At 72.5% G+C, this 25,159-nt stretch carries 18 protein-coding genes; 4 read left to right on the top strand and 14 right to left on the bottom strand.

The genetic code is table 11. From position 1 onward, the window contains the following. The 8 genes from QNO09_RS07620 to QNO09_RS07585 form a co-directional block, all read right to left on the bottom strand. Complete coding sequence (locus QNO09_RS07620) at window positions 1–1,950, bottom strand: ABC transporter permease (protein ID WP_283969292.1); 1,950 nt, start codon at window positions 1,948–1,950, stop codon at window positions 1–3. Further along, entirely contained in the window at window positions 1,950–3,056 is a 1,107-nt protein-coding gene (locus QNO09_RS07615) for a quaternary amine ABC transporter ATP-binding protein (RefSeq protein WP_283969291.1), read from the bottom strand. Before QNO09_RS07615 ends, QNO09_RS07620 begins: the two co-directional genes overlap by 1 nt. Continuing rightward, window positions 3,053–4,585, bottom strand: coding sequence for a GMC family oxidoreductase (locus QNO09_RS07610; RefSeq protein ID WP_283969290.1), 1,533 nt, complete (start codon window positions 4,583–4,585; stop codon window positions 3,053–3,055). Before QNO09_RS07610 ends, QNO09_RS07615 begins: the two co-directional genes overlap by 4 nt. Window positions 4,586–4,692: 107 nt before the next feature. After that, the gene (locus QNO09_RS07605) at window positions 4,693–6,213 is read right to left on the bottom strand and encodes an aldehyde dehydrogenase family protein (RefSeq protein WP_283969289.1); all 1,521 of its coding nucleotides are present in this window, start codon (window positions 6,211–6,213) and stop codon (window positions 4,693–4,695) included. 374 nt (window positions 6,214–6,587) lie between these two features. Next, window positions 6,588–7,577 (bottom strand): malate dehydrogenase, encoded by a 990-nt coding sequence (locus QNO09_RS07600; RefSeq protein WP_283969288.1) that lies wholly within the window; start codon window positions 7,575–7,577, stop codon window positions 6,588–6,590. A gap of 361 nt (window positions 7,578–7,938) precedes the next feature. Continuing rightward, window positions 7,939–9,246 (bottom strand): helix-turn-helix domain-containing protein, encoded by a 1,308-nt coding sequence (locus QNO09_RS07595; RefSeq protein ID WP_283969287.1) that lies wholly within the window; start codon window positions 9,244–9,246, stop codon window positions 7,939–7,941. 365 nt (window positions 9,247–9,611) lie between these two features. Beyond that, window positions 9,612–10,037: a DUF3017 domain-containing protein gene (locus tag QNO09_RS07590; RefSeq protein ID WP_283969503.1), complete on the bottom strand. Its 426-nt coding sequence runs from the start codon at window positions 10,035–10,037 to the stop codon at window positions 9,612–9,614. Between the two features lie 91 nt (window positions 10,038–10,128). Beyond that, a complete protein-coding gene (locus QNO09_RS07585) occupies window positions 10,129–10,983 on the bottom strand; it encodes a bifunctional methylenetetrahydrofolate dehydrogenase/methenyltetrahydrofolate cyclohydrolase (RefSeq protein WP_283969286.1) in 855 nt (284 codons plus the stop codon). A gap of 274 nt (window positions 10,984–11,257) precedes the next feature. Here QNO09_RS07585 and QNO09_RS07580 point away from each other — a divergent pair, with 274 nt between their 5' ends. Both QNO09_RS07580 and QNO09_RS07575 read left to right on the top strand, forming a co-directional pair. Beyond that, entirely contained in the window at window positions 11,258–11,839 is a 582-nt protein-coding gene (locus QNO09_RS07580; RefSeq protein WP_283969285.1) for a hypothetical protein, read from the top strand. Window positions 11,840–12,185: 346 nt separating this feature from the next. Beyond that, window positions 12,186–13,928, top strand: a complete 1,743-nt coding sequence (locus tag QNO09_RS07575; protein WP_283969284.1) for a protein kinase domain-containing protein — start codon at window positions 12,186–12,188, stop codon at window positions 13,926–13,928. A gap of 39 nt (window positions 13,929–13,967) precedes the next feature. Here QNO09_RS07575 and purH read toward each other — a convergent pair whose 3' ends face one another. After that, window positions 13,968–15,533 (bottom strand): bifunctional phosphoribosylaminoimidazolecarboxamide formyltransferase/IMP cyclohydrolase, encoded by a 1,566-nt coding sequence (purH, locus tag QNO09_RS07570; RefSeq protein ID WP_283969283.1) that lies wholly within the window; start codon window positions 15,531–15,533, stop codon window positions 13,968–13,970. Next, entirely contained in the window at window positions 15,530–16,168 is a 639-nt protein-coding gene (gene purN / locus QNO09_RS07565) for a phosphoribosylglycinamide formyltransferase (protein WP_283969282.1), read from the bottom strand. Before purN ends, purH begins: the two co-directional genes overlap by 4 nt. A gap of 305 nt (window positions 16,169–16,473) precedes the next feature. Between purN and QNO09_RS07560 the strand changes: the two genes are divergently transcribed. Continuing rightward, a complete protein-coding gene (locus QNO09_RS07560; RefSeq protein WP_283969281.1) occupies window positions 16,474–17,268 on the top strand; it encodes a hypothetical protein in 795 nt (264 codons plus the stop codon). Between the two features lie 233 nt (window positions 17,269–17,501). On the opposite strand, the gene QNO09_RS39875 is transcribed toward QNO09_RS07560, so the two are convergent. Next, entirely contained in the window at window positions 17,502–19,661 is a 2,160-nt protein-coding gene (locus tag QNO09_RS39875) for a cell division protein PerM (RefSeq protein ID WP_502962258.1), read from the bottom strand. A 96-nt stretch (window positions 19,662–19,757) separates the two neighbouring features. On the opposite strand from QNO09_RS39875, the gene QNO09_RS07550 reads away from it, so the two are divergent. After that, a complete protein-coding gene (locus tag QNO09_RS07550) occupies window positions 19,758–21,023 on the top strand; it encodes a helix-turn-helix domain-containing protein (RefSeq protein ID WP_283969280.1) in 1,266 nt (421 codons plus the stop codon). Window positions 21,024–21,149: 126 nt separating this feature from the next. On the opposite strand, the gene sucD is transcribed toward QNO09_RS07550, so the two are convergent. The 3 genes from sucD to QNO09_RS07535 form a co-directional block, all read right to left on the bottom strand. After that, on the bottom strand, window positions 21,150–22,034 hold the full coding sequence (gene sucD, locus QNO09_RS07545) for a succinate--CoA ligase subunit alpha (protein WP_031132986.1): 885 nt from the start codon (window positions 22,032–22,034) through the stop codon (window positions 21,150–21,152). 21 nt (window positions 22,035–22,055) lie between these two features. Next, entirely contained in the window at window positions 22,056–23,234 is a 1,179-nt protein-coding gene (gene sucC, locus QNO09_RS07540) for an ADP-forming succinate--CoA ligase subunit beta (RefSeq protein WP_283969279.1), read from the bottom strand. Between the two features lie 522 nt (window positions 23,235–23,756). Then, window positions 23,757–23,909 (bottom strand): hypothetical protein, encoded by a 153-nt coding sequence (locus QNO09_RS07535; protein ID WP_283969278.1) that lies wholly within the window; start codon window positions 23,907–23,909, stop codon window positions 23,757–23,759. Window positions 23,910–25,159 lie beyond the last annotated feature (1,250 nt).

Here is a 25,159-nt window from a genome sequence, read left to right as displayed (position 1 = left end):
TCAGGCTCCCTTCTGCGCGCGGCGTTCGGTGGGCTGGGTCACCCGGTCGAGCATCAGGCCGAGGCAGACGATCGCCACGCCGGCCACCAGACCGGTCGCCAGGTCGCCCTGGGCGAGGCCGAAGACGACGTCGTAGCCGAGGGCGCCACCGCCGACCAGGCCGCCGATGACGACGACGGCGAGGACCAGGACGAGGCCCTGGTTGACGGCGAGCAGCAGGGCCCGGCGGGCCAGCGGGAGCTGGACCTGCCTCAACTGCTGCCAGCTGGTCGCGCCGAGCGAGCCGGACGCCTCCAGCGCGGCCGGATCGACCTGGCGCAGGCCCTGGGTGGTGATGCGGACGACGGCCGGCAGCGCGTAGACGATCGCGGCCGCGACGGCCGGGGCGCGGCCGACGCCGAACAGGGCGACGACCGGGATCAGGTACACGAACTGCGGCATCGTCTGGAACACGTCGAGGACCGGGCGCAGGGCTCGCTCCAGACGGTCGCTGCGGGCCGCGGCGATACCGACGGCGAACCCGACGACGAGGGTGACGGCGACGGCCGCCAGGACCTGCGAGAGGGTGTCGAGGGAGGGCTTCCAGACGCCGAGGACGCCGATCGCGGCCATGGCGAGGACGGCGGTGAGCGCGGTGCGCCAAGTACCGATGACCCAGGCCAGTGCGGCGACGATCAGCAGGACCCCCCACCAGGGCAGCGCCTGGAGGCTGTCGCGCATCGGGTCGAGGACCCAGGTGGTGAAGTGGCCCGCCCAGTCGGCGGTGCCGCCGATGACGGGGACGCCCGAGTACAGGTGCGCGGTCATCCAGTCGACGGCGCGGTTGACGGGCTCGGCGATGCCGACGACCCAGGTGTCGGGCCAGTCGAGGCGGCCGGCGAGCCGCCCGGCGACCGCCACGGCGACGACGCCGGCGAGCGCGATGAGCCAGCCGCGACCCCTGTGGGGCTCCGGTTCGGCGCCGAGCCGCTCCCCCGCCGCGCCGGTGACGCGGTCGAGGACGACGGCCAGCAGCACGATCGGGATACCGGCGGCGAGCGCGGCACCGACGTCGACCGAGGCCAGGGCCTGGTAGACGCGGTCACCGAGACCACCCGCGCCGATGACGGCCGCGATGACGGCCATGGACAGCGCCATCATGATCGTCTGGTTGAGGCCGAGGAGGAGTTCCTTGCGGGCCAGCGGGATGCGGGCCGTCAGCAGGCGCTGGCGTGCGGTGGAACCGAGCGACTCCACGGCCTCCAGCACCTCCTTGTCGGCACCGCGCAGACCGAGCGAGGTCAGGCGGGCCATGGGGGGCGCGGCGTAGATGACGGTGGCCAGGACGGCCGCCGGGACGCCGATGCCGAAGATCAGCACGACGGGCAGCAGGTAGGCGAAGGCGGGCAGCACCTGCATGGTGTCCAGGACCGGGCGCAGCACGCGGTCCATCCGGTCGGACAGTCCTGCGGCGAGCCCGAGCAGCGCGCCCACCACGACCGACGCGAGGACCGCGACGACCATGAGGGCGAGCGTCTGCATGGTCGGCACCCACATGCCGAGCAGCCCACAGGCGAGGAATCCGACGGCCGTGCCGAGGGCCAGCTTCACGCCCGCCACACGCCAGGCGACCAGGGCGCCCAGGGCGGTGACACCGGCCCAGCCGACGGCCAGGAGGGTGAGGTAGACGGCCCGTACGGCGATGACGACGACGTTGCTGACGTGGCCGAAGAAGTACAGGAACAGCGGGTGGCTGTCGCGGTTGTCGATGATCCAGTCGCTGGTCCTGGCGAGCGGCTCGGAGAAGTCGACGGTCAGCGCGCCGGGCCAGGCGCCGCTCGCCCAGCGGGCGTTGGCCAGCGGCACGAGGATCGCGGCGGCGAGGCCGAGCAGCAGCAGCTTGCGGACGGCGTGGTGCTTGAGGAGGGCGGGCAGGCCGATACGCGTGGGGGACGCGGTGATGGTCGCCATCACACCGCCTCCCTGGGCTGCCGCGGCCCGGGCGGAGCGGGCCGCTCCGTCCCGGCGACGATGCCGAGGAGCGTGTCGGAGTCGACCACGCCCACGCACCGGCCCTTGTCCACGACCCGGGCCGGAGCGCCGGCGCGGGCGACCGCCTCGATCGCCTCGGACACCGTCGCGTCGGGGGGCACGGCCGGTCCGCTGCCGTCCTGGTCCGCCGAGGGCCGGCGCATGGCCGTACGGACGGTGAGGACCTGTTCGCGCGGGACGTCCCGGACGAACTCGCGGACGTAGTCGTCGGCGGGCGCGCCCACGATCTCCTCGGGGGTCCCGAGCTGGACGATCCGGCCGCCGCGCATCAGGGCGATGCGGTCGCCCAGCTTGAGTGCCTCCTGGAGGTCGTGCGTGATGAAGACCATCGTGCGGCCCTCCTCGTGGTGCAGCCGGACGACCTCCTCCTGCATGTCGCGCCGGATCATCGGGTCGAGCGCGCTGAACGGCTCGTCGAAGAGCAGGACTTCGGGGTCGACGGCGAGCGCGCGGGCCAGACCGACACGCTGCTGCTGACCGCCGGAGAGCTGGCCGGGGCGGCGGTGCTCCATGCCCTCCAGGCCGACCTTGGCGACGACCTCGGCGGCCCGCTCGCGCCGCTCGGCCTTGCCCATGCCCTGGATCTCCAGGCCGTAGGCGACGTTGTCGAGGACCGTGCGGTGCGGCAGCAGGCCGAAGTGCTGGAAGACCATCGCGGCGCGGTGGCGGCGCAGTTCGCGCAGCCGGGAGCGATCCATGGCGCGGACGTCCTCGCCGTCGATGGCGATGGTGCCGGCCGTGGGCTCGATCAGCCGGGTCAGGCAGCGCACCAGGGTGGACTTGCCGGAGCCGGACAGGCCCATGACGACGAAGACCTCGCCCTTGCGCACGTCGAAGCCGACGTCGCGGACGGCGGCCGTGCAGCCGGTGCGGGAGCGCAGCTCGGCGGGGTCGAGGGCGGTGAGCTCGGGGTCGGCGGGAACGCGCTCGGCCTTGGGGCCGAACACCTTCCACAGGCCCTCCACCGAGAAGACGGGGGCGGTGTCCATGGTCTGCTCCGTGGGGGGTTCGAGGGTCGCGGTCATCGGGAACCACCGCCGATCAGCTCGGCGGCCTTCTCCCCGACCATGAGCACGCCGATCATCGGGTTGACGGTGGTCATGGTGGGGAACACGGAGGCGTCGGCGATGCGGATGCCCTCCAGGCCGCGGATGCGCAGCTCCGGGTCGACGACCGCGAGCCGGTCGTCGGCGTCGCCCATCTTGCAGGTTCCGGCGGGGTGGTAGACGGTGTGCGCGACCTTGCGGGCGTACTCGCCGAGCTCCTCGTCACCGGTGACGTCCGGGCCGGGGGCCACCTCGCGCTTGAGCCAGCCGGCCAGGGGCTCGGTCCTGGCTATCTCGCGGGCGATCCTGATGCCGTCGACGAGGGTCTTGCCGTCGTAGTCGTCCTCGTCGGTGAAGTAGCGGAAGTCCAGCGCGGGCTTGACCTCGGGGTCGGCGCTGGTCAGGTACAGCCGGCCGCGGCTCTTCGGCTTGGGGATGTTCGGGGTCATGGAGACGCCGAACTCCGGCCGCCGGTAGCCCAGTCGCTCCGGGTTGTCCGTGAAGGGGATCTGGTAGAAGTGGAACATCAGGTCGGGGTGCGCCAGTTCGGGGTCGCGGCGCACGAACAGGCCCGCGTCGGAGTCCATCGCGGAGTTCTCCGGGATGGGGCCGTTCGTCTCCCAGACGATGACCGACTCGGGGTGGTCGAGCAGGTTCTCGCCGACACCGGGCAGGTCGTGCGTGACGGGGATGCCGAGCTTCTCCAGGTCGGCCTTGGGGCCGATGCCGGAGTGCATCAGCAGCCGGGGCGAGTCGACGGCGCCGGCGCACAGCAGGACCTCGCGCCGCGCCTTGACGAGGATCTCCTCGCCGTCCGCGGTGCGCACGTGCACGCCCTCGGCGCGGTCGCCGTCGAGCTGAAGCTTGTACGCCCAGGTCTCCAGCAGGATCGTCAGGTTGGGCCGCTCGTCCATCACCGGGTGGAGGTACGCGACCGACGCCGAGGACCGCTTGTTGTTCTCGGGGTGGTAGGCGAGGTCGAAGAAGCCGACGCCCTCGGTGAACGGCTTCCGGTTGAAGCCCTCGACGCGCGGCACGCCCAGCGCCTCCTGGGCGGCGTCGACGAAGTCGCGGGCGATGGCGTTCCGGTCCTTCTCGTCGACCGGCACGATGTTGTTGAGGAGCCGGGCGAAGTACGCCTCCATCTGCACCGCGCCCCAGCCCTTGGCGCCGGCGGTCTCCCACTCGTCCCAGTCGGCGGGCAGCGGCTTGAAGGCGATCAGGGTGTTGTGGGAGGAGCAGCCGCCCAGGACACGCGCCCGACTGTGCCGGATATGCGAGTTTCCGCGTGGCTGTTCGGTGGTGGGGTAGTCGTAGTCGAGCTCGCCGCCGAGCAGGCCCATCCAGCGGCGCAGGGTCAGTACGTCGTCACGGCCGACGTCACTGGGGCCGCCCTCGATGACAGCGACGGTGACGTCCGGGTTCTCGGTCAGGCGGGAGGCGATCACAGAACCTGCGGTTCCGCCGCCTATCACGACATAGTCGTACTCATGGCGGGTGTGGGACATGGCGTGCTTGCTCCAGTGGGGGTGAAGTGAACGGGCTCGGGGACGTCGGCCCGGGATGTGGGGGTGAACCCGGGATGGGGCGTCGGCGGCCCGGCGGGGGGACGGTCTCAGCCCGCGAACCAGCGCACCGGCTGGGGAGCGAGGTTCTGGTAGACGTGCTTGGTCTCCCGGTATTCGGCGAGTCCGGCCGGGCCGAGTTCGCGGCCCACACCGCTCTTGCCGAAACCGCCCCACTCCGCCTGCGGCAGGTAGGGGTGGAAGTCGTTGATCCAGATCGTGCCGTGGCGCAGCCGCCCGGCCACGCGGCGGGCGCGGCCCGCGTCGGAGGTCCAGACGCCGCCCGCCAGCCCGTACTCGGTGTCGTTGGCGAGGGCGACGGCCTCGTCCTCGGTCCGGAAGGTCTCGACGGTGACGACCGGCCCGAAGACCTCCTCCCGCACGACGCGCATCTCGCGGTGGCAGTGGTCGAGGACGGTCGGCTCGTAGAAGTAGCCGTTCTCCGGACGCTGCGGGGACGGCTCGGGGCGCTTGCCGCCGGAACGCAGCACCGCGCCCTCCTTGAGGGCGGACTCGACGTACATCTCGACCTTGGCGCGCTGCTGCTCCGAGACGAGCGGGCCGCACTCGACACCGTCCTCGGTGCCGCGGCCCAGGCGGATCTTCTCGGCGCGCCGGGCCAGTTCGGTGACGAAGCGGTCCCGGACGGACTCCTCGACGATGAGGCGGGCACCTGCCGAGCAGACCTGGCCGCTGTGGATGAAGGCGGCGTTGAGGGCCTGGTCGACGGCGGTGTCGAAGCCCTCCTCGGTGGCGCAGGCGTCGGCGAAGACGACGTTGGGGTTCTTGCCGCCGAGTTCGAGGGCGACCTTCTTGACGGTCGGGGCGGCGGCCTGGGCGACCTTGATGCCGCTGACCGTGCCGCCGGTGAAGGAGACCAGGTCGACGTCCGGGTGCTCGGACAGGCGTGCGCCGACGGAGTGACCCGGGCCGGTGACGATGTTGGCGACGCCGTCGGGGAGCCCGGCCTCGACGAGCAGGTCGATGACCGCGATCGTCGTCATCGGCGTGATCTCGCTCGGCTTGATGACGAAGGTGTTGCCGGCGGCGAGGGCGGGGGCGATCTTCCAGCTGGCCTGGAGCAGCGGGTAGTTCCAGGGCGTGATCATCCCGCAGACGCCGATGGGCTCGTGCACGACGACGCTGTGGATGTCGGTCGAGCCCGCGTCCACGACCCGGCCGGGGGCCTCGCCGGCGACCAGGTCGGCGAAGTAGCGGAAGGCGTCGGCGACACAGTCGATGTCGACGCGCCCCTCCTCGACGGTCTTGCCCGCGTCGCGGGCCTCCAGCCGGCCCAGCTTCTCGCGGTCCCGCACGAGGAGGTCGGCGACGCGCCTGAGCAGTGCGGCCCGCTCGGTGGCCGGCGTGTGCGGCCAGGGCCCCTCGTCGAAGGCGCGCCGGGCGGCGGCGATCGCCAGGTCGGTGTCCTTCTCGTCGCCCTCCGCGACCACGGCGAAGGGCAGGGCGTCCGCGGGGTCGAGGATCTCGCGTGTGGCGCCGGAGACGGCCGCGCGCCACTTTCCTCCCGCGTGGATGGTTTGACGTGCCTGGAGTTCGGTACTTACCGCCATGATCGCTGTTCGCCTTCCGTTCCTGATCAGCGCCCTTGTGTCACATCCGTGTCACTAAGAGACCGGGATCGCCTGCCCGACTCCCCTGGATGCATGCGCACCGATGGCCGAAAGTGCGCTGTGTCACGGGAGATGCGGACAAATCCTCCCAAACAACACAAGTGCTGAGTGTGGTCCGCGAGCGCCCCCGGCGGCGTGCACCTCCTGTGGGTCACTGCGCACCGGCCCCGCGCACCGTCCGCCTGGCGGTCCTGGCCGCCACGGCGGCGGTTCTCGCAGGACACGGCGGGACCCGGCGGGGCTCGGGAAAGCCCGCAGGCCCCGCACCGGAACCACCGGTGCGGGGCCTGCGCACGAACGCGGAGAGACTCCGGTCAGATGAGGCCGAGGCCGCGGACCGCCTCGCGCTCCTCCTCGAGCTCCTTGACGGAGGCGTCGATCCGGGCGCGGGAGAACTCGTTGATCTCCAGGCCCTGGACGATCTCGTACGCGCCGTCCTTGGTGGTGACCGGGAAGGAGGAGATCAGGCCCTCCGGGACGCCGTAGGAGCCGTCCGACGGGATGCCCATGGAGACCCAGTCGCCGTCGGCGGTGCCGTTGACCCAGCTGTGGACGTGGTCGATCGCGGCGTTGGCGGCGGACGCGGCCGACGAGGCGCCACGGGCCTCGATGATGGCGGCGCCGCGCTTGGCGACGGTCGGGATGAAGTCCTCGGCCAGCCACTTCTCGTCGTTGACGACCTCGGCGGCGTTCTTGCCGGCGACCGTGGCGTGGAAGATGTCGGGGTACTGGGTGGCGGAGTGGTTGCCCCAGATGGTCAGGCGCTTGATGTCGGCGACCGTCGAACCCGTCTTCTTCGCGAGCTGGGTCAGCGCGCGGTTGTGGTCCAGGCGGGTCATGGCGGTGAACCGCTCGGCGGGGACGTCCGGCGCCGCGGCCTGGGCGATCAGGGCGTTGGTGTTGGCCGGGTTGCCGACGACCAGGACCTTGATGTCGTCCGCGGCGTGGTCGTTGATGGCCTTGCCCTGCGGCTTGAAGATGCCGCCGTTGGCCTCCAGCAGGTCGCCGCGCTCCATGCCCTTGGTGCGGGGGCGGGCGCCGACGAGCAGGCCCACGTTGGCGCCGTCGAAGGCGACGTTCGGGTCGTCGGTGATCTCGATGCCCTGGAGGAGCGGGAACGCGCAGTCGTCCAGCTCCATGGCCGTGCCCTCGGCCGCCTTCAGGGCGGGCGTGATCTCCAGCAGGCGCAGCTTCACCGGCACGTCCGCGCCGAGCAGCTGACCGGAGGCGATGCGGAAGAGCAGGGCGTAACCGATCTGGCCGGCCGCGCCGGTGACGGTGACGTTCACGGGAGTGCGGGTCATGGCGTTCTCCGTATGACAGCTGGCGGTGGGGCGGGCTCCCTGCCCCGGACGTTTGATCGATCTCTTGGCGTCAAGAGATCGATCCAGCGGTCAGGCTATCGCGCATCCGGGATCCCGGACGTCCGGGTCGGTGTGGCCCGGCCCACAACCCCTCCCCGTGTCATGCGAGAGGCGGCCGCCCGTCCGGGAGAGGAGGACGAAGACGGCCGCCTGGGGGATACCGACCAGGCCGGACTCCCGTGGGGGTACGGTCCGCGTGCCCCCGATTCCGGTGGGCATTCCACCCCGACCGGGATTCCTCGCCGGGCCGGGGCGGGGCGGGCCGCGCTCCACGCGCCTACGTCGGTGCAGCCCTTCGCGCCTACTCGGTGCAGCCCTTCTGCCCGGCCGCCAGCGTCGCGCAGGCCTTGGCGTCGGCGGCGCTCTTCACCGCCACCATCGGGGTGTACGCGATGGTGTCCCCGGCCGCGGTGATGCCGCCGGACTGCTTCGCCTTGCCCGCGCTGATCTGCACCTCGTCGCCCTGTGCCCCCTGGATGATGCGTCCCCAGGCCGTCTTGCAGGTCTCGCTGTAGCGGACCTCGACCGTGGCCGCGCCGACGGTCGCCGTCTGCGCGGTGGTCACCAGATCACCGCTGCATCCCATGGCCTCCGCGTCCTTGCCGGTGCAGCCGTCGCCGCTGCACTTCACACCGGGCGGCAGCTTCGGGTCGGCGCTGACGGTCGGCGAGGGCGACGTGCCACCGCCCTGGTTCTCGCCTTCCCCACCGCCGCCGACGAGGTAGAACGCGCCGACGATCACCACCAGCACGCCCACGGCACCGGCGAGAAAAGTCGCGGTCCGCTTCTTGCCCGCGGGGGCGGAGGCGGCGGGATGCGTCCCGCCGGAACCACCGGAGGCGCCGCCGACCCGGGCCGGGACGGCGTCCTGCGGTTCGCCGTACGAGCCCGTCCCGACGCCCGCGGTCCGGCCAGGGCCGCCGGACGACCCGACGGGGGCGACGGGCCCCGGGCCCGTGCCGGTGCCGGGACCGGCGGAGCGCCCGCCCGTCGGCGACGGGCCCTGGTACCCGGCCATCCCCCACGAGTTGACCTCGGGCGCGGCGCTCCGGCTCTCCTCCCGCACACCCGAGCCGGTGGAGTCCTGGACCTCGGGGGCCGTCGGCTGCGGCGGCACGGACGGCGCCACACCGGCCGGTCCCGCGATGCCCGGCGTGACGGTGGTGCCACCGCGGCGGACGGGCTTGGCGCCGCCCGCGGAGGCCGCTCTGCCCTCGCCCGAGGAGGACGTCCTGCCACCGGCCGAGGGGTCGGTGAAGTCCTGCCCGCCGAACTCGCCGAGCGCGGCGCGCGCCTGGGAGATCCGTATGGCCTCCATCGTCATGTCGTGCCGCATCTCCGAGCGGCTCCAGGCACGCTCGGCGAGCTCCCACATGGTGCTCAGGTGCACCGGATTGGTGCCGGTGACCTCGGCCAGGGCCACGATCGCGCCCTTCGGCGCGAGCAGCCGGCCGTTCAGGTAACGCTCCCAGGACGTCTTGCTGTAACCCGTGCGGTCCGCCACCGACGCGATGCTCAGACCGCTGCGGTCCACGAGCCTGCGCAGCTGGCTGGTGAACTCCCTGATCTGTGGATCGAGCTCATCCGGCAAGGCCTTCCAACGAGGCATTGCTCCCCCTCTTCCCCCCGAAACGTGCTGATATTTCTCGCGCTGTTCGCCCCGCGCGTGGCGGCCTTGGCCGAGTCCCCGTTCTGGATACCCACAGGGATGCGCCCACTCAGGATCTCAGTTCCCTGACAGGGGGCGCACAGAAGCGTGGTGACCGCGCGCGATACACCCTGGACCGTCCCGATTGTCCACGCCAACCCCGTGCTTGCACCACTTCATGCCGAATCGGATGCGGGACGTAGCGGAACCGTCACTTCCGTGCCACAGCGCACTGACAGCCGTTGAACAGGCCGTTCGCCGTGCTGGAGGGTGGGGCGTGACGGCGGCCCGTCCCTCCTCGGGGGAGGGGACGGGCCACCGTCTCGTCACTCGTTGGTGACCGTGAAGTGCAGGGTGTCCTTCAGGAACGGGATCTGCAGCAGCGGCTTCGGCTGCGCCATCAGCGCCAGCAGGACGATCACGGTGCCCAGCAGGACACAGGTGACGATGTCCGTGAAGCGGGAGCGGACGGCGAGCATGCCGACGTCCGGCAGCAGCCAGCGCATCGCGCCCCCGCCCAGCAGAGCGACGCCGATCAGCAGCGTCCCGAACCGGAACTGGCCGAACGCGGTCACCAGCAGCCCGAGCCCGGCCAGCCCCAGCACGGCGAGCACGGGCCACTGCCGCGCCGGCGCGGGCGCGTCCCCGGACGCGGCCCGGCCACCGCCCTCGGGCCGCGCGGTGTCCTTGGTGAACAGCGGAAAGCGCCGGGTGACCCGCCGCGGCCGCCCCTGGGCGTCGGGCGCGCTGATCGGGTCACGGACGGTGAGGTCCTCCGTCGGCTCCTCGCCGCCCGGGGCGTCCTGCCCGCTCGGCGTCTCGCGCTCGCTCGGGGCGCGGTGCTCAGCCGACACTGCGCTCCGCCGCCTCGACCACGTTCACGAGCAGCTGGGCGCGGGTCATCGGGCCGACTCCGCCGGGGTTCGGCGAGATCCAGCCGGCGACCTCGGCGACATCGGGGTGGACGTCGCCCACGATCTGTCCCTCGGCGCTGCGGGAGACGCCGACGTCGAGGACGGCCGCGCCGGGCTTCACGTCCTCGGCGCGGATCAGATGGGCGGAACCGGCGGCGGCCACGATGACGTCGGCGCGCTTGAGGTGCGCCGACAGATCACGCGTGCCGGTGTGGCACTGGGTCACCGTCGCGTTCTCGCTGCGGCGGGTGAGCAGCAGCGGCATCGGCCGGCCGATGGTCACACCGCGTCCGACGACCACGACCTCGGCGCCCTTGATCTCCACGCCGTAGCGGCGCAGCAGCGTCAGCACGCCGTTCGGGGTGCAGGGCAGCGGGGCGGGCTCGTTGAGGACGAGGCGCCCGAGGTTCATCGGGTGCAGGCCGTCCGCGTCCTTGTCCGGGTCCATCAGTTCGAGGATGCGGTTCTCGTCGATGCCTCTGGGCAGCGGCAGTTGCACGATGTACCCGGTGCAGGCCGGGTCCTCGTTCAGCTCGCGGACGACCCCCTCGATCTCCTCCTGGGTCGCCGTGGCGGGCAGTTCGCGCTGGATGGAGGCGATGCCCACCTGCGCGCAGTCGCGGTGCTTGCCGGCGACGTACTTCTGGCTGCCGGGGTCGTCCCCGACCAGGATCGTGCCGAGGCCGGGCGTGACGCCCTTCTCCTTCAGCGCCGCCACGCGGGCGGTCAGGTCGGACTTGATCGCGGCTGCGGTGGCCTTGCCATCGAGAATCTGGGCGGTCATGACCCCATCCTCGCGGATGACCCCGCCGCGGTTCCAATCCGACCGCGATCCGGGCACCGCGGGACCCGTGCCCCCGTATCCGTCCAAGATCAGCGATGTTGCACTTGCACAACACATCGGGAATGCGGCTGGACAAGCCGGTCAATGGTGAAGAACGATGACCTGACAAGTGCCGCGGGCAGCTCAACGGGGGGACGGTCGCAATACTGAAGATTTTCCTCCGTGCGGATGTCACGCGTCGTCCCCGCACTCGGACCAACGGAGGAAAGCCCCCATGAGCTACGGCGACCCCAACAACCCCTACGGCGCTCCCCAGGGGCAGCAGCCGCAGCAGCCGGGCTACGGCTACCCGCAGGACCAGGGCCAGCAGGCTCCCGGTTACGGCTACCCGCAGGCGCCTCCGGTCTCCCCCTACGGCGGCCCCGCCGCGCCGACCACGATGCCCGGCTCGGTGAGCGCGGCCCGCGTGATGATGTGGGTCATCGTCGGTCTGCAGGTCCTCGGCGTGGCCGTCTTCGCCTTCTCCGCCATCGCGCTCAACGCCGCGAAGGACGACGAGTCCCTCAAGGACAACACCGCCTTCCAGGACCTGGTCGGCGACTCGACCGGCTTGATCTGGGGCTACGTCGTGTTCGGCCTGGCCTGGCTGGTGTTCGCGGCCGTCCTGGCGACGAAGTTCAAGAACGGCGGCAACGGCGCCCGGGTCACCATCCTGGTCTTCGCCATCATCACGGCGGTCCTCGGCATCTACCCGTTCGTCATCGTGGGCCTGGTGCACACGATCCTCGCCATCCTGGTGGCCGTCTTCGTCGGCAACGCGGCCGGCAAGGCCTGGTTCAACCGCCCCCGCTACTGAACGGGCCCGGCCGACCGGACCCGTTCACGCCATTGACACCCAAGGGCCGTGTCCCACCCGTACGAGGGGGGCACGGCCCTGGTGCGTCGCCCTGGTCCGACGGTGGTGGCCGGTCAGGCACGGGGGAGAGCACCTTGTACAGCACCCACCGGGTTTCCGGTGGGACCGCAGGTCGGTTGCGGTGGCGGGCCGGTGCGCCGGGTTTCCGGTCGGGCCAAAGGTTCGGCGACGGTGGCGGGCCGGTGCGCCGGGCTTCTCGCCGCTCCCACCCCGGGGGCGGTAGCCTTTCCGCCCAACTGGCGTGACACGAGCGTTCGTTGTGAGACCGCAGCTCTTCGGGGGGCCCATGTCAGACCGACGGCCGATGCCGCCGTACTCGCCGGCGCCCGGAAGCACGGCGCTGGAACAGGCGGGCGCGAGTCCGTTACGGGCCAGGGACCCGGGACAGATCGGCCCCTACACGCCCCTCGGGTTACTCGGCTGCGGCGGCATGGGCCGCGTCTACCTCGCCCGGGCCGCCGCCGACGCCCCTGGTCTCGTCGCCGTCAAGGTGATCCGCCCCGAGTACGCCGAGGACCCCCGGTTCCGGCGGCGTTTCGAGCGGGAGGCCTCCGTGCACGCCCGGCTGTGTACACCGCACGCGCCTCCCCTGCTCGGCAGCGGGTTCGAGGACGAGTTGCTGTGGATGGCGACCCGGTACCTGCCCGGCCTCAACCTCGCCGACGCCGTCCGCGAGTGCGGTGCGCTCGAACCGGCCGGGGTGTGGCGGCTGGTGGCGGAGCTGGGGCGGGCGCTGTCGGCACTGGACGCCGCCGGGGTCGTACACCGGGATCTCAAGCCGTCCAACGTGATCCTTTCGCCGCAGGGCGCGCACGTCATCGACTTCGGCATCGCGCAGGCCGTCGACAGCAGCGCGATCACCTCCACGGGCAACCGGGTCGGCACGCCCGCCTTCATGGCGCCCGAGTATCTGCGCGAAGGGCTGTGCGACAGCGCCTCCGACGTCTTCTCGCTCGCCGGAAGCCTGATCTACGCCGCGACCGGGAACGCCCCCTTCGGGGACGGGACGGGCGTCGACGTGATGCACCGGGTCGCGTTCGAGGAGCCCCGGCCCGGCATCATGGCCAAACTCGCGGCCCGGGACGCCGAACTGGCCGCGCTGCTGTCCGCCTGCCTCTCCAAGGACCCCGCCGGCCGCCCCACCCCCGAGCGGCTGACCGAGATCGCCGAGGACCGCCGAGCCGCCGCCTGGCCCGAGCCGCTGGGCGGCCGGTTACTCGCCCGGCGGCAGGCCTGCGACGCACTGGAACGCCGCACCGGGCAGAAGGCCGCTCCCGGCGCCGTCCCGTCGCGTGCGCCGGCGCCGGACTCGCAGGCCTCTGCCCCGAGTCCCGCACGCAGTCCCGTCGCCGAGAGCGGGGCCGGGCGCCGGAAGCGGAAGGTGTACCTCGCCGTCACCGCCGGTCTCGCCGTGGGCGCCGTCGTTGCAGGAACCTTCTTCCTCACCCGTCCGTCCCTCGGCGGCACCGCCTCGGCCGCGCCGACGGCGGTCGCCACCGCCCGCGGCGACGACGCTCGGATCTCCCCTCTCCCCGGTTCCTCCGCATCACCTTCCAGTGCCGAGGGCGAAGGGAAGGAGGCGGGCGGGGAGGAGAAGGAAGCCGCATCGGGGAAGCGGGCGGACGATGTGTCGCCCGGCGAGGGGGCACCGTCAGGCGCGGCCGGATCCCCTTCCACCGCCGAAACCTCCGGCGCCTCGGCCGGGGGCACAGGCGGCAGCAGCGACGGAGGCGCCCCGACCACCGCGCCCACCAAGACGGCGACCGGGCCCGCCACCCCTCCCTGGATCTCCCGGTGCACGCACTACTCCGGCACCGAGCTCACCGTGCGCGGCGACCGGGGCGAGCGCGTGCTCCAGGTGCAGTGCATGCTCACCCAGCGCGGCTTCAAGGTCGGTGACGCGGGCGTGGACGGACAGTTCGGCGGATCCACGCTGGCCGCGGTGAAGAAGTTCCAGAGGGCGAAGGGCCTCGCCGCCGACGGCGAGGTGGGACCCGGCACCTGGACGGCGCTGCGCGGTTCGACGTAGGTGTCGATCCGGCGCGGCGCCGCCCGGGTGGGGTCGCCGTCAGTGGAAGAAGTGCCGCGTCCCCGTGAAGTACATCGTGATGCTGGCCTTCTTCGCGGCCTCCACGACCAGTTCGTCGCGGACGGAACCGCCGGGCTGGACCACGGCCTTCACTCCGGCCCCGGTGAGGATCTCCAGGCCGTCCGGGAAGGGGAAGAACGCGTCGGACGCGGCGTACGCACCCGCGGCGCGCTCGGCACCCGCCCGCTCGACGGCGAGCTTCGCGGAGTCGACCCGGTTGACCTGCCCCATGCCGACGCCCACCGAGGCGCCGTCCTTGGCGAGCAGGATCGCGTTGGACTTCACCGCGCGGCAGGCCTTCCAGGCGAAGGCCAGCTCGGCCAGCTCGTCGGCGCTCAGCGCCTCGCCGGTCGCCAGCGTCCAGTCGGCCGGGTCGTCGCCGTCGGCCTGGAGGCGGTCGGTGACCTGGAGCAGCGCGCCGCCGTCGATCGGCTTGACCTCGACCGGGGCCGAGGGGCCGTCGGGACAACGCAGTACGCGGATGTTCTTCTTCTTGGTGAGGGCCTCCAGGGCGCCGTCCTCGTAGTCCGGCGCGACGATGACCTCGGTGAAGATCTCCGCGACCTGCTCGGCCATCTCCTTGCTGACCGGGCGGTTGACCGCGATCACGCCGCCGAACGCCGACAGCGGGTCGCAGGCGTGTGCCTTGCGGTGCGCCTCGGCGACGTCCGCGCCGATCGCGATGCCGCAGGGGTTGGCGTGCTTGATGATCGCGACGCAGGGCTCGGCGTGATCGTACGCGGCACGGCGGGCGGCGTCCGTGTCCGTGTAGTTGTTGTAGGACATCTCCTTGCCGTGCAGCTGCTCGGCCTGGGCGAGACCGCCGCCCTCCGGGGAGACGTAGAGCGCGGCCGGCTGGTGCGGGTTCTCGCCGTAGCGCAGGGTGTGCTCGCGCTCCCAGGTGGCGCCGAGGAAGTCCGGGAACCGCGACTCGTCGGCGGGGGCGTAGGAGGAGGCGAACCAGGAGGCGACCGCGACGTCGTAGGCGGCCGTGTGCTGGAAGGCCTCGGCGGCGAGCCGCTTGCGGGTGGCGAGGTCGAAGCCGCCGTTCTGGACGGCCTTGAGTACATCGGCGTACCGGGCGGGGCTGGTGACGACCGCGACCGACGGGTGGTTCTTGGCGGCGGCGCGGACCATCGAGGGACCGCCGATGTCGATCTGCTCGACGCACTCGTCGGGCGAGGCGCCGGAGGCGACGGTCTCACGGAACGGGTAGAGGTTGACGACGACGAGGTCGAACGGCTCGACACCCAGCTCGGCGAGCTGCCGCCGGTGGTCCTCCAGGCGCAGGTCGGCGAGGATGCCGGCGTGGACCCGGGGGTGCAGGGTCTTGACCCGGCCGTCCAGGCACTCGGGGAAGCCGGTGAGTTCCTCGACCTTGGTGACGGGGACGCCGGCAGCGGCGATCTTCGCGGCGGTGGAGCCGGTGGAGACGAGCTCGACCCCGGCCTCCTGGAGCCCGCGCGCGAGGTCCTCGAGCCCGGTCTTGTCGTAGACGCTGACGAGCGCCCGGCGAAGGGGCCGCTTGTTGCTCTCGGCGGTCACTGGATAACTACCTTTCGTCCCTCAATGCGATGGCCGTTGCGGGCGAGGCGCCCCACGACCTCGACGAGCAGCCTTCGCTCGACTTCCTTGATGCGCTCGTGCAGAGCGCCTTCGTCGTCCTCGTCCCGGATCTCCACCACGCCCTGCGCGATGATCGGCCCGGTGTCGACGCCGTCGTCGACGAAGTGGACGGTGCAACCGGTGACCTTGGCGCCGTACGCGAGCGCGTCCCGCACGCCGTGGGCTCCCGGGAAACTGGGCAGCAGCGCGGGGTGCGTGTTGACGAACCGCCCGCCGAACCGCGCGAGGAACTCCTTGCCGACGATCTTCATGAACCCGGCGGAGATGACGAGATCGGGCTCATGCGCGGCGACGGCCTCGGCGAGGGCGGCGTCCCACTCCTCGCGGCTGCCGTGGTCCTTGACTTTGCACACGAAGGTGGGCAACCCCGCGCGCTCCGCACGCGCCAGTCCCTCGATGCCCTCGCGGTCCGCGCCGACGGCCACGATCTCGGCCCCGTACTCCCGCGCGCCGACAGCGGCGATCTCGTCGAGCAGCGCCTGAAGGTTGGTGCCGGATCCGGAGACCAGCACGACGAGGCGCTTGGCGCGCGGGGCCACGGGCTTGGCGGCCACGGTGGAGGCCTTTCTCGGGGAAGCGTCTGTCCAAGGCGGCCGACGCTCAGCGTTTTGTGCATTCATACGAATGCTTTGCGTCCCCGGATACGGGGAAGCCTACGAACCGGCCGACCGTCAGCAACGATACCGGCACACCGGACGGCCCCCACGGGACGGGGGCATGGCCGGAAGGTAGCGTCTGGGCGGGGCCGGTTCGGGAACGACGTCCGGACGTGGTGCGTTCAGGAGGTGACGGACCCGGGTCCGACGCCGTTCCGTTCTGTCCACTCATTCCTCCTCACCAACGGGAAGACGCTCACTTGATGCCGGACCGCAGCCTGCGACTCCTCACGTTCCCCCAGCTGTCGCCGCAGGGAGGGGAGCGCGGCGCCGTGCTGCCGCGGGAGCGCTCCAGCACACCGCCCGACGCGCCTTCGAGCGGCGACGGCGGAGACGGGCGGGGGCGCGGATCCCAGGAGGACAACCCCTTCGCCCCGCCGCCCGAGGGCACCCCGGACCGGCCCTGGCAGCCGCGACACACCTCGGGTGACGGCCCCCAGGACTCCGGAGACGGCGGCGGCGGACGCGACCGCTCGCCCTGGGGCAGCCAGTGGAGCGACCAGCAGCCCGGCCGCTCCCCCGGCGGCTTCGGTGAGCGTCCCCGCGGCGGGCCCGAGGGCCAGGGCGGCCCCCAGGGCGGCGGCCCGAACATGCGCTGGGACCCGACGGACCCCGCGCAGCGCCGGGCACGCTATGCCCTCCTCTCGGGCATGTGGGCCTTCTTCTTCGCCCTCTTCAGCTGGCCGTACGCGGCGCTGCTGCTCGGCGCGCTCGCCCTCTACTGGGCCATCAGCTCCCTGCGCGCCAAGCCCCAGCGGCCCGACCCGGACTCCCCGGCCCCCGAGCAGCAGGGCGGCCGTCCTCAGACGACGGCGGCGGTGAGCGGCCTGGTCACCGCGTCCCTGGCGATCGCCCTGGTGGCCGCGTCCTTCACGGCACAGCTGGTCTACCGCGACTACTACACGTGCATCAACGACGCCCTGACCAACGAGGCGAAGCAGTCCTGCTCCACGCTTCTGCCGGAGGAACTCCGGAGGTTCCTGGAGACGGACGACTGACGCCCTAGGCCGCTTCTGATGGATCTCCGCGGGAGAAGGAGCGGCGTTCGGGGCGTGCTCTGGGGGTCCCCCCTGCTCGAAGAGCTTGGGGGAGTGCCGCGTTGAAGCCCTCGTAGCGGAGCTACTTGGGCTTTCGCGCGGTGCGGCGGTGGGGGCCCCTCCCGTTCGAGCGAAGCCGAGAACGGGGGAGCGTGCCGGGCGTCGCGACGCCGCGGAGATCCGTCAGAAACGGCCTAGCGGTTCTCCGGCGGTGAGGACCGGCCGGGCGGGGCCGGAGCGTCGGGCGGCTCGGGGGCCGGGCCGGGCGACAGGAAGTCGTACTCGAAGGGCTCGAAGGGGGCGTACGGGGCGTAGGACGTGTCCGGGTCGGGGGCGGAGGAGTGTGGCGCCGGGGTGACGTCCGCCGGTCTCGCATCGCGCCCGGGGCGTCCTGGGTCGCCGGTGCCCCAAGCGCCTCCGGGATCTCCGAGATCTCCGAGATCCCAGAAGGAGGCGACGCCGTCGTCGCCTCTGGCACGCGCGGCACCCGGACCGACGTCGACGGCTCCGGAACTGCGGGAACGTCCGCCGCCGTCGTAGCCCCCCGCTCGCCCGGCGCCCCCGGGGCCGTCGGCGGCTCGGGCACCCTCGAAACGTCCGTCGTCGTTGTAGTCCCACGCTCGCCCCGCACCCCCGAGGTCATCGGCGGCTCCGGCAACCCCGAAACGTCCGCCGCCGTCGTCGTAGCCCCCGGCCCGCCCGGCACCCCCGGGGCCGTCGGCGGCTCCGGCACCCCCGGAACGTCCGCCGCCCTCAAAGCCCCCGGCCCGCCCGGCGCCTCCACGAGCGTCGGCCGATCCGGGGCCGCGAGAAGCCCCGGCTGCCCGGCCGGCGTCGGATGCTCCGGCACCCCCGGCCACTCCCGCGATCCCGGCGACTCCGGTGCGCGTGAACCAGCCGCGGCCGAACCGGGCACCCTTCCGCAGCCGCCCGGCCCCACGGGCGCCCTGAGCCGCGTCCTCCCGCTGCCTGCCGACCGTCGGCTCAGCCGCCCGTGGCGACCGGCATCGCCAAGCCCGTACGCCGATCGCCGTGGGGATCGCCGACAGTCCCAGCCAGGCCAGTGTCGCGGCGCCGACCTGCCACCAGACCGGGCCGAACCGGGACAGCACACCGGAGCCGAGGGGACCGCCCGACAGCGCGGCCAGCCCCGCGAGCACCACGGCGCCCAGCAGAGAAGCCAGCGCCGCGGCACGGGCCGTGCGGCCGGTCGTCCACACCGCGGGCCGCTTACTGCCCGGCCTCGTCGCGGCGCCCTCCGCGGGCGCCGCCCGCTTGGCGACCGTCCAGCCCACGACCACCCCCGCGACCATCGGCACCACCCCGGCCGCCCAGTGCAGCGACGTCCCCTCCCCCGCCTCCGGCACCGCCGCCAGCAGCGGAAACGGCGGCAGGAACGGAGCCGGCGCCGAGGACAGCGGACCCACCGCATGACCGGCACCGAGGGCGAACCCCGGGCCGAGGGCGTAGGCGGCACCCCAGACCGCCGCGTTCGGGACCAGGGCCGCGCACAGCAGCAGCACGGCGGCCCGTCCTGACCACCCCTCGGTCAGCCGGAGCAAGGACGCCTGGGCCATCGAGCCATGACCCACGAGCGACACGGTCACCAGCAGGGCACCGCCGCCGAGGAGCACCACCACCCCGGCCGCCGCGGCCCGTGCGGCGACACCCGGGCGCCCGTCCGGGCCGAGCACCAGCGGGCGCACTCCCGCCGGCAGCACACCCAGCAGCCGCCGCAACGGCCTGTGCGGGCGGCCGTACGCCGACCACACGCCCGCCCCCGCGGCCACGACGGCGACCAGCAGGACGCACACCCCCGTCCCCACCCAGGAGGGGCGCAGCGCCCCACCGGCGGCGTACAGGGCGGCGGGCGCGGCGACGGCGAGGTAACCGAGGACCACGCCCGCCCACGCCGTGCGCGGGGCGACCAGGGGCGGGGCCGCGACCGGCTCGGCGTCCGCACCGGAGTCGTCGTCCTCGTCTCCTCCCCCGCCGTCCGTGGCGTCCCGTGCCGCCCGGTGCAGCAGCCACACCGGCAGTGCCAGCAGCAGCAGGGGCGGGACGCCCATGGGAGCGGGGACACCGGAGAGCGTGTCGGTGCGGACCAGGTCGGCACCGTGCGTCAGCAGCCACAGGGCCGCCGCCACGTGCATGGCCCCGCCGGGCCCGCTGTCGGGATACGGCGAGCTGATCCACAACAGCATCACGAGCACGGCGAACGACGCGAGCCCCAGGCCCGCCGCGAGCGCACCCCCCGTGAAACCGCCGGCCAGTCCGGGCGAACGGTCCCGCATCCGGGTGAGCAGGGGCGACGGCGAACGTCGGCGAGCTGTCATCTCGATCACGATCGCCATGCTCCCAACGACACGCGCTTTCCCGTCGCAACAGGCGAACCATCGCTGTGTCGCTCAATATACGTTTATGTACTTTTCTGGACGGAGGGGCGCCCTGTGACACAGAGCCCTGCCATCCCCCTCCCCCCGCCCAAGGAACGCCGACGCCTGCGCGAGGCCGCCTCGCTGACGCGGGCTCAGCTGGCCTCCCGGGTGGGCGTCACCAGCGAGACGGTGCGCGGGTGGGAGACCGGCCACTCCACGCCGCGCGGCCGCAAAGGGGAGAAGTACGCGAAGCTGCTCGACTCTCTGGAAGGCGAGGCGGAGGTGACGTCCCCTCAGGAGGGCCCCGTCGAGGCCGGTGAGCCGGTGACCGGGCCCGGGGCGGCGTCTTCCCGGCGAGCGGCCCGGGCCCGGCACAAGCCCGCCCCTCCCGACCGGAATCGGCCCGCCGCGAAGGACCGGAGCCGAGGTCCCGTCACCGTCCCCGACCGGAGCGACACCCCCGTCCCGCACGGACACCGCGTCATCCTCACGAATCGCCCGCGTACGGCGTCACCGCGTCGGCCGGACGACGCCGTCGCCGCCCTGACCCCCGACCAGGCCTTCGACGCCCTCTACTCCTTCTGCGCCCCCGCCCTCGTCCGGCAGACCTACCTGCTGACCGGCCGCCGCGAACTGGCCCGGGAGTCGGTGGAACGGGCCTTCCAGATCGCCTGGCAGAGGTGGCCCGAGGTGGCCCGCGACCGCGACCCGGCGGGCTGGGTGCGTGCGATGGCGTACGAGTGCGCGCTCTCCCCGTGGCACCGGTTCCGGCCGCGTCACCGGTACCCCGAGCCGCCCCCGCCCGGTGCCTCCGACCGCGCGCTGATGGACACCCTGCTGCAGCTCCCGCCGTCCTACCGCCGCACGCTCGTGCTCTATGACGGGGTCGGGCTCGGCCTGCCGGAGACGGCGGCGGAGACGGAGGCGAGCACCCGCGCGGCCGTGAACCGGCTGGCGCACGCACGCGAGGTGATCGCCGAGCGGCTGCCGGAGCTGGCGGACCCGGAAACACTGCACTGGCGGCTGGTCGAACTGGCCTCCACCGAGCGGCTGCGTGCCTCCACACCACTGACCGTCCGCAGAGGCGGTGAGCGTCGGGCCCGCTTCTGGACCCGGGCCGCCATCGCCTTCACGGTCGCCCTGATCGGCACGACGGCCCTCACCGTCCGCACGGCCCCCACCCACTACGAGCCGCCGGTACCGGCGGGAGAGGAGATCCAGGGCGTACCGCCACCGGTCGCGCCCGGACCGCTGTCGGAGTCGGAGCAGGAACTGCGCGCGAAGCTGCGCGAGGAGCAACAGAAGGGCCCCGACCGGTTGCTGCCGCAGCCCCGGTGACGGGCGCGACGGTGGCCCGGGGGGCGTGGCGGTCGAAGACCGCGGACAGGGTGATGGGCCCGCCCCCCTTCGGGGAGCGGGCCCATCGGTGTGCGCTACGGCGTCGTTCAGCCGGTGAGGCTGTACTCAGCTGCCGAGAATGGCGCGCGCCAGCTTGGCGGTCTCGGTCGGGGTCTTGCCCACCTTGACGCCGGCGGCCTCGAGGGCCTCCTTCTTCGCGGCGGCCGTGCCGGAGGAACCGGAGACGATGGCGCCGGCGTGGCCCATGGTCTTGCCCTCGGGCGCGGTGAAGCCCGCGACGTAACCGACGACCGGCTTCTTCACGTTCTCCTTGATGAAGGCCGCGGCCCGCTCCTCGGCGTCGCCGCCGATCTCACCGATCATGACGATCAGGTCGGTGTCGGGGTCGGCCTCGAACGCGGCGAGGGCGTCGATGTGGGTCGTCCCGATGACCGGGTCGCCACCGATGCCGACGGCGGAGGAGAAGCCGATGTCGCGCAGCTCGTACATCATCTGGTACGTCAGCGTGCCGGACTTCGAGACCAGGCCGATACGGCCCGGCTTGGTGATGTCGCCCGGGATGATGCCGGCGTTGGACTGACCCGGCGTGATGAGACCGGGGCAGTTCGGGCCGATGATCCGGGTCTTGTTGCCCTTGGACACGGCGTACGCGTAGAACGCGGCCGAGTCGTGGACCGCGATGCCCTCGGTGATGACGACCGCGAGCGGGATCTCGGCGTCGATGGCCTCGACGACGGCGGCCTTGGCGAAGGCCGGCGGGACGAAGAGCACGGACACGTTCGCGCCCGTCTTCTCGATCGCCTCGGCGACCGTGCCGAAGACCGGGATGTCGTTGCCGTCGATGTCGACGGACGTGCCGGCCTTGCGGGGGTTCACGCCACCGACGATGTTCGTGCCGTCGGCCAGCATGAGCTTGGTGTGCTTCATGCCCGTGGCACCGGTCATGCCCTGGACGATGACCTTGCTGTCCTTGTTGAGGAAGATAGCCATGGCTGTTTAGTCCCTCGTCCCTTACTTCGCAGCCGCGAGCTCGGCGGCCTTGTCGGCCGCGCCGTCCATGGTGTCCACGCGCTGGACCAGCGGGTGGTTGGCGTCGGAGAGGATCTTGCGACCCAGCTCGGCGTTGTTGCCGTCCAGACGGACGACGAGGGGCTTGGTGACGTCCTCGCCCTTGTCCTTGAGCAGCTGCAGCGCCTGGACGATGCCGTTGGCGACCTCGTCGCAGGCGGTGATGCCACCGAAGACGTTGACGAAGACGGACTTGACGTCCGGGTCGCCGAGGATGATCTCCAGGCCGTTCGCCATGACGGCGGCGGAGGCGCCACCGCCGATGTCGAGGAAGTTGGCGGGCTTGACGCCACCGTGCGCCTCACCGGCGTACGCGACGACGTCCAGGGTGCTCATGACGAGACCCGCGCCGTTGCCGATGATGCCGACCTCACCGTCGAGCTTGACGTAGTTGAGGTTCTTCTCCTTGGCGGCGGCCTCGAGCGGGTTGGCCGCGGCCTTGTCCTGGAGGGCCTCGTGCTCCGGCTGACGGAACTCGGCGTTCTCGTCCAGGGAGACCTTGCCGTCCAGGGCGATGACGTCACCGGAGGCCACCTTGGCCAGCGGGTTGACCTCGACCAGGAGGGCGTCCTCCTTGATGAAGGTGTCCCACAGCTTGACCAGGACGTTCACGACCTTGTCGGCGACCTCGGCCGGGAACTTGGCGGCCGCGACGATGTCGCGGGCCTTCTCCTCGGTGACACCCTCGTTGGCGTCGATCGGCGTCTTGGCGACGGCCTCGGGGCGGCTGGCCGCCACCTCCTCGATCTCCACGCCGCCCTCGACGGAGGCGATGGAGAGGAAGGTGCGGTTGGCACGGTCCAGGAGGAAGGAGACGTAGTACTCCTCCAGGATCTCCGGGGCCGTCTCGGCGATCATCACCTTGTGGACCGTGTGGCCCTTGATGTCCATGCCGAGGATGTTGGTCGCGTGCTCGACCGCCTCGTCGGGGGTGGCGGCGAGCTTGACGCCACCGGCCTTGCCACGGCCGCCGACCTTCACCTGGGCCTTGACGACGGACTTGCCACCGAGGCGCTCGGTGGCTGCGCGGGCCGCCTCAGGCGTGTCGATGACTTCACCGGCCAGCACCGGTACATCGTGCTTGGCGAAGAGGTCCCTCGCCTGGTACTCGAACAGGTCCACGCGCTTCCGTCCCTATCAGTGATCTCGCGGTTCGTTGTCTGCGTGGGCGTGCCGCGAGGGCAACGTGACGTCCGCTGTCTGTCACAAGGGAGGCGCACACGGTGTCCGAGCGCGCGGCATGTCCGTCTCGCAGGTTATCGCTGCTTGCGGGGGGCCTCTAAATCGAGGGTCACACCTGAGCGGTGATACCTGTCACATGATGCCGCGCTCTCTGGCACGGCGTGCCGGGGGTGAGGGGCCTCACCGGGCTGGGGTTGACCCGGTGAGGCCCACCGGACACCTCCGGCGGAGCACCGAGACCCTGTTCAGGGCCCGGCTCTCCGGGGTGCGGGCCGGATGGTCCCCACCCCGATGGGGATCGTCCGGCCCTTCCACGAGGTTTCGGTCCCGGACAACCGACGGCTTTCGGCCGTACGGGCGTGAGCCTCGTGAAGCACTGGGGGAAGGGCCGACGTGGGCGCCCGGGGCGGCTCTGCTGCGAGCCGCCCGGGCGATCCGTCGGTACCAGCCGGGGAAGAGGGGCTAGCCGGGGAAGAGGGGGATGTCCCGTTGACCGCCCCTGGTGCCCGTCGCGTGGGCGCGGGCCACGGCACCGGGCACGAGCCTGGGCGGCGTCCGGCGGACCGGGGTGACGGCATGGGCGTCGCCGTGACGCGACGAGTCGCTGTCGGCCATGACCCGATTCCCGAGCACGCCATCGGGACGGCCGTCTACCGGGTGACCGACCTGGGTAGGCCCGGCCGGGCGGGGATGATGTGAGCGGCTCGGACGGCCGGGGCGGCCCACAGGTCTGACGTGGTGGGCGCGGGTGGCGTGGACGCAGGTGGCGCGGGCGCGGGTGGCGCGGGCGCGGGTGGCGTGCGACCCGCTGCCCTGGGCGCCGACGCCCAGCGCCGTGGTTGCCTTCGGTAGCACGGCACTTCGCACCGCAGTCCCTTCCGGCTGCGGGTCAGCGGCGACCGGGGCGGGGAGAGCGTGGCCCGGTGGTGCCCACTGGCCGGGTAGCGGGGAGAGCCCGGGCAAGTGGCCCGGTGGCGCCGACTGGCCGGGTGGCGGGGAGAGCCCGGGCACTCCGGGCAGCAGTATGTGATCGCCGGGCGGGACAGGGAGGGCCGGCAGCGCGGCTGACCCGGCCAGTCCCGGCGGGTCCGGCAGCGGTTGCAGGTCCGGCCGCGCGGGAGGGGCGGGCAGCACGGGCACAGTGGGGAGCAGGGAATCACCGGACCGCCCCGGCTTGTGCGGCAGCGGCTGCACGTTCGGCAACGCCGGAGAGGCGGGCAGCACCGGCACGGAAGAAGGCCCGGGGTTGCCGGACAGCCCCGGCTTGCCCGGCAACCGAGGCGGGCCCGGCAACCGAGGCGGGTCCGGCAACCGAGGCGGGTCCGGCGACGCGACGGGAGCGGGACCGACGCGGGCCGGTCGGTGGGCGTCCGGTGGTTTCGAGAGCCCCGGGCCACCGGCGACCTGCCCGGCGCGGAGCTCCTGTGACGCCGTTGTGTCGTTCTCCGCGTACGCCCGGTCCCCCCACAGGAACCCGATGACCAGCAACCCGCCCACGAGCAGCGCCACATGGAGCGCGCGTCGCCCGGCCACAGTGCGCGGCATGCGCGACGCGGCGCCGGGCAGGGCTGCTGACCAGATCAAGTGGGGGCTTCCTCCCGTGCGACGGAAGCGGTACCGCCCGGCCGGCATCACGCACGGCCGAGCAGGCGCCGATCCTCGCACGGGAGTGCGGAGGTTACGCAAGCCCTTGCCTACTGACGGGACGTCATGTCCGCTCCGCTGCCGCACGTGGGACGACTATGCATGGACAAGTCGCCATCCGCCCCTCACGCGCTGCCCTCTATGCACAGCCCCCTACGCGCAGCCCTTCACGCGGAACCCATCACGCGGAGCCCATCACGCGGCCCATTCGAGCCGGACTC

Origin of the sequence: Streptomyces sp. 378, from assembly GCF_030124145.1 — a bacterium.
In the GTDB taxonomy this organism is placed as follows: Bacteria; Actinomycetota; Actinomycetes; order Streptomycetales; family Streptomycetaceae; genus Streptomyces.
This window is presented reverse-complemented; position numbering and strand designations above follow the sequence as displayed.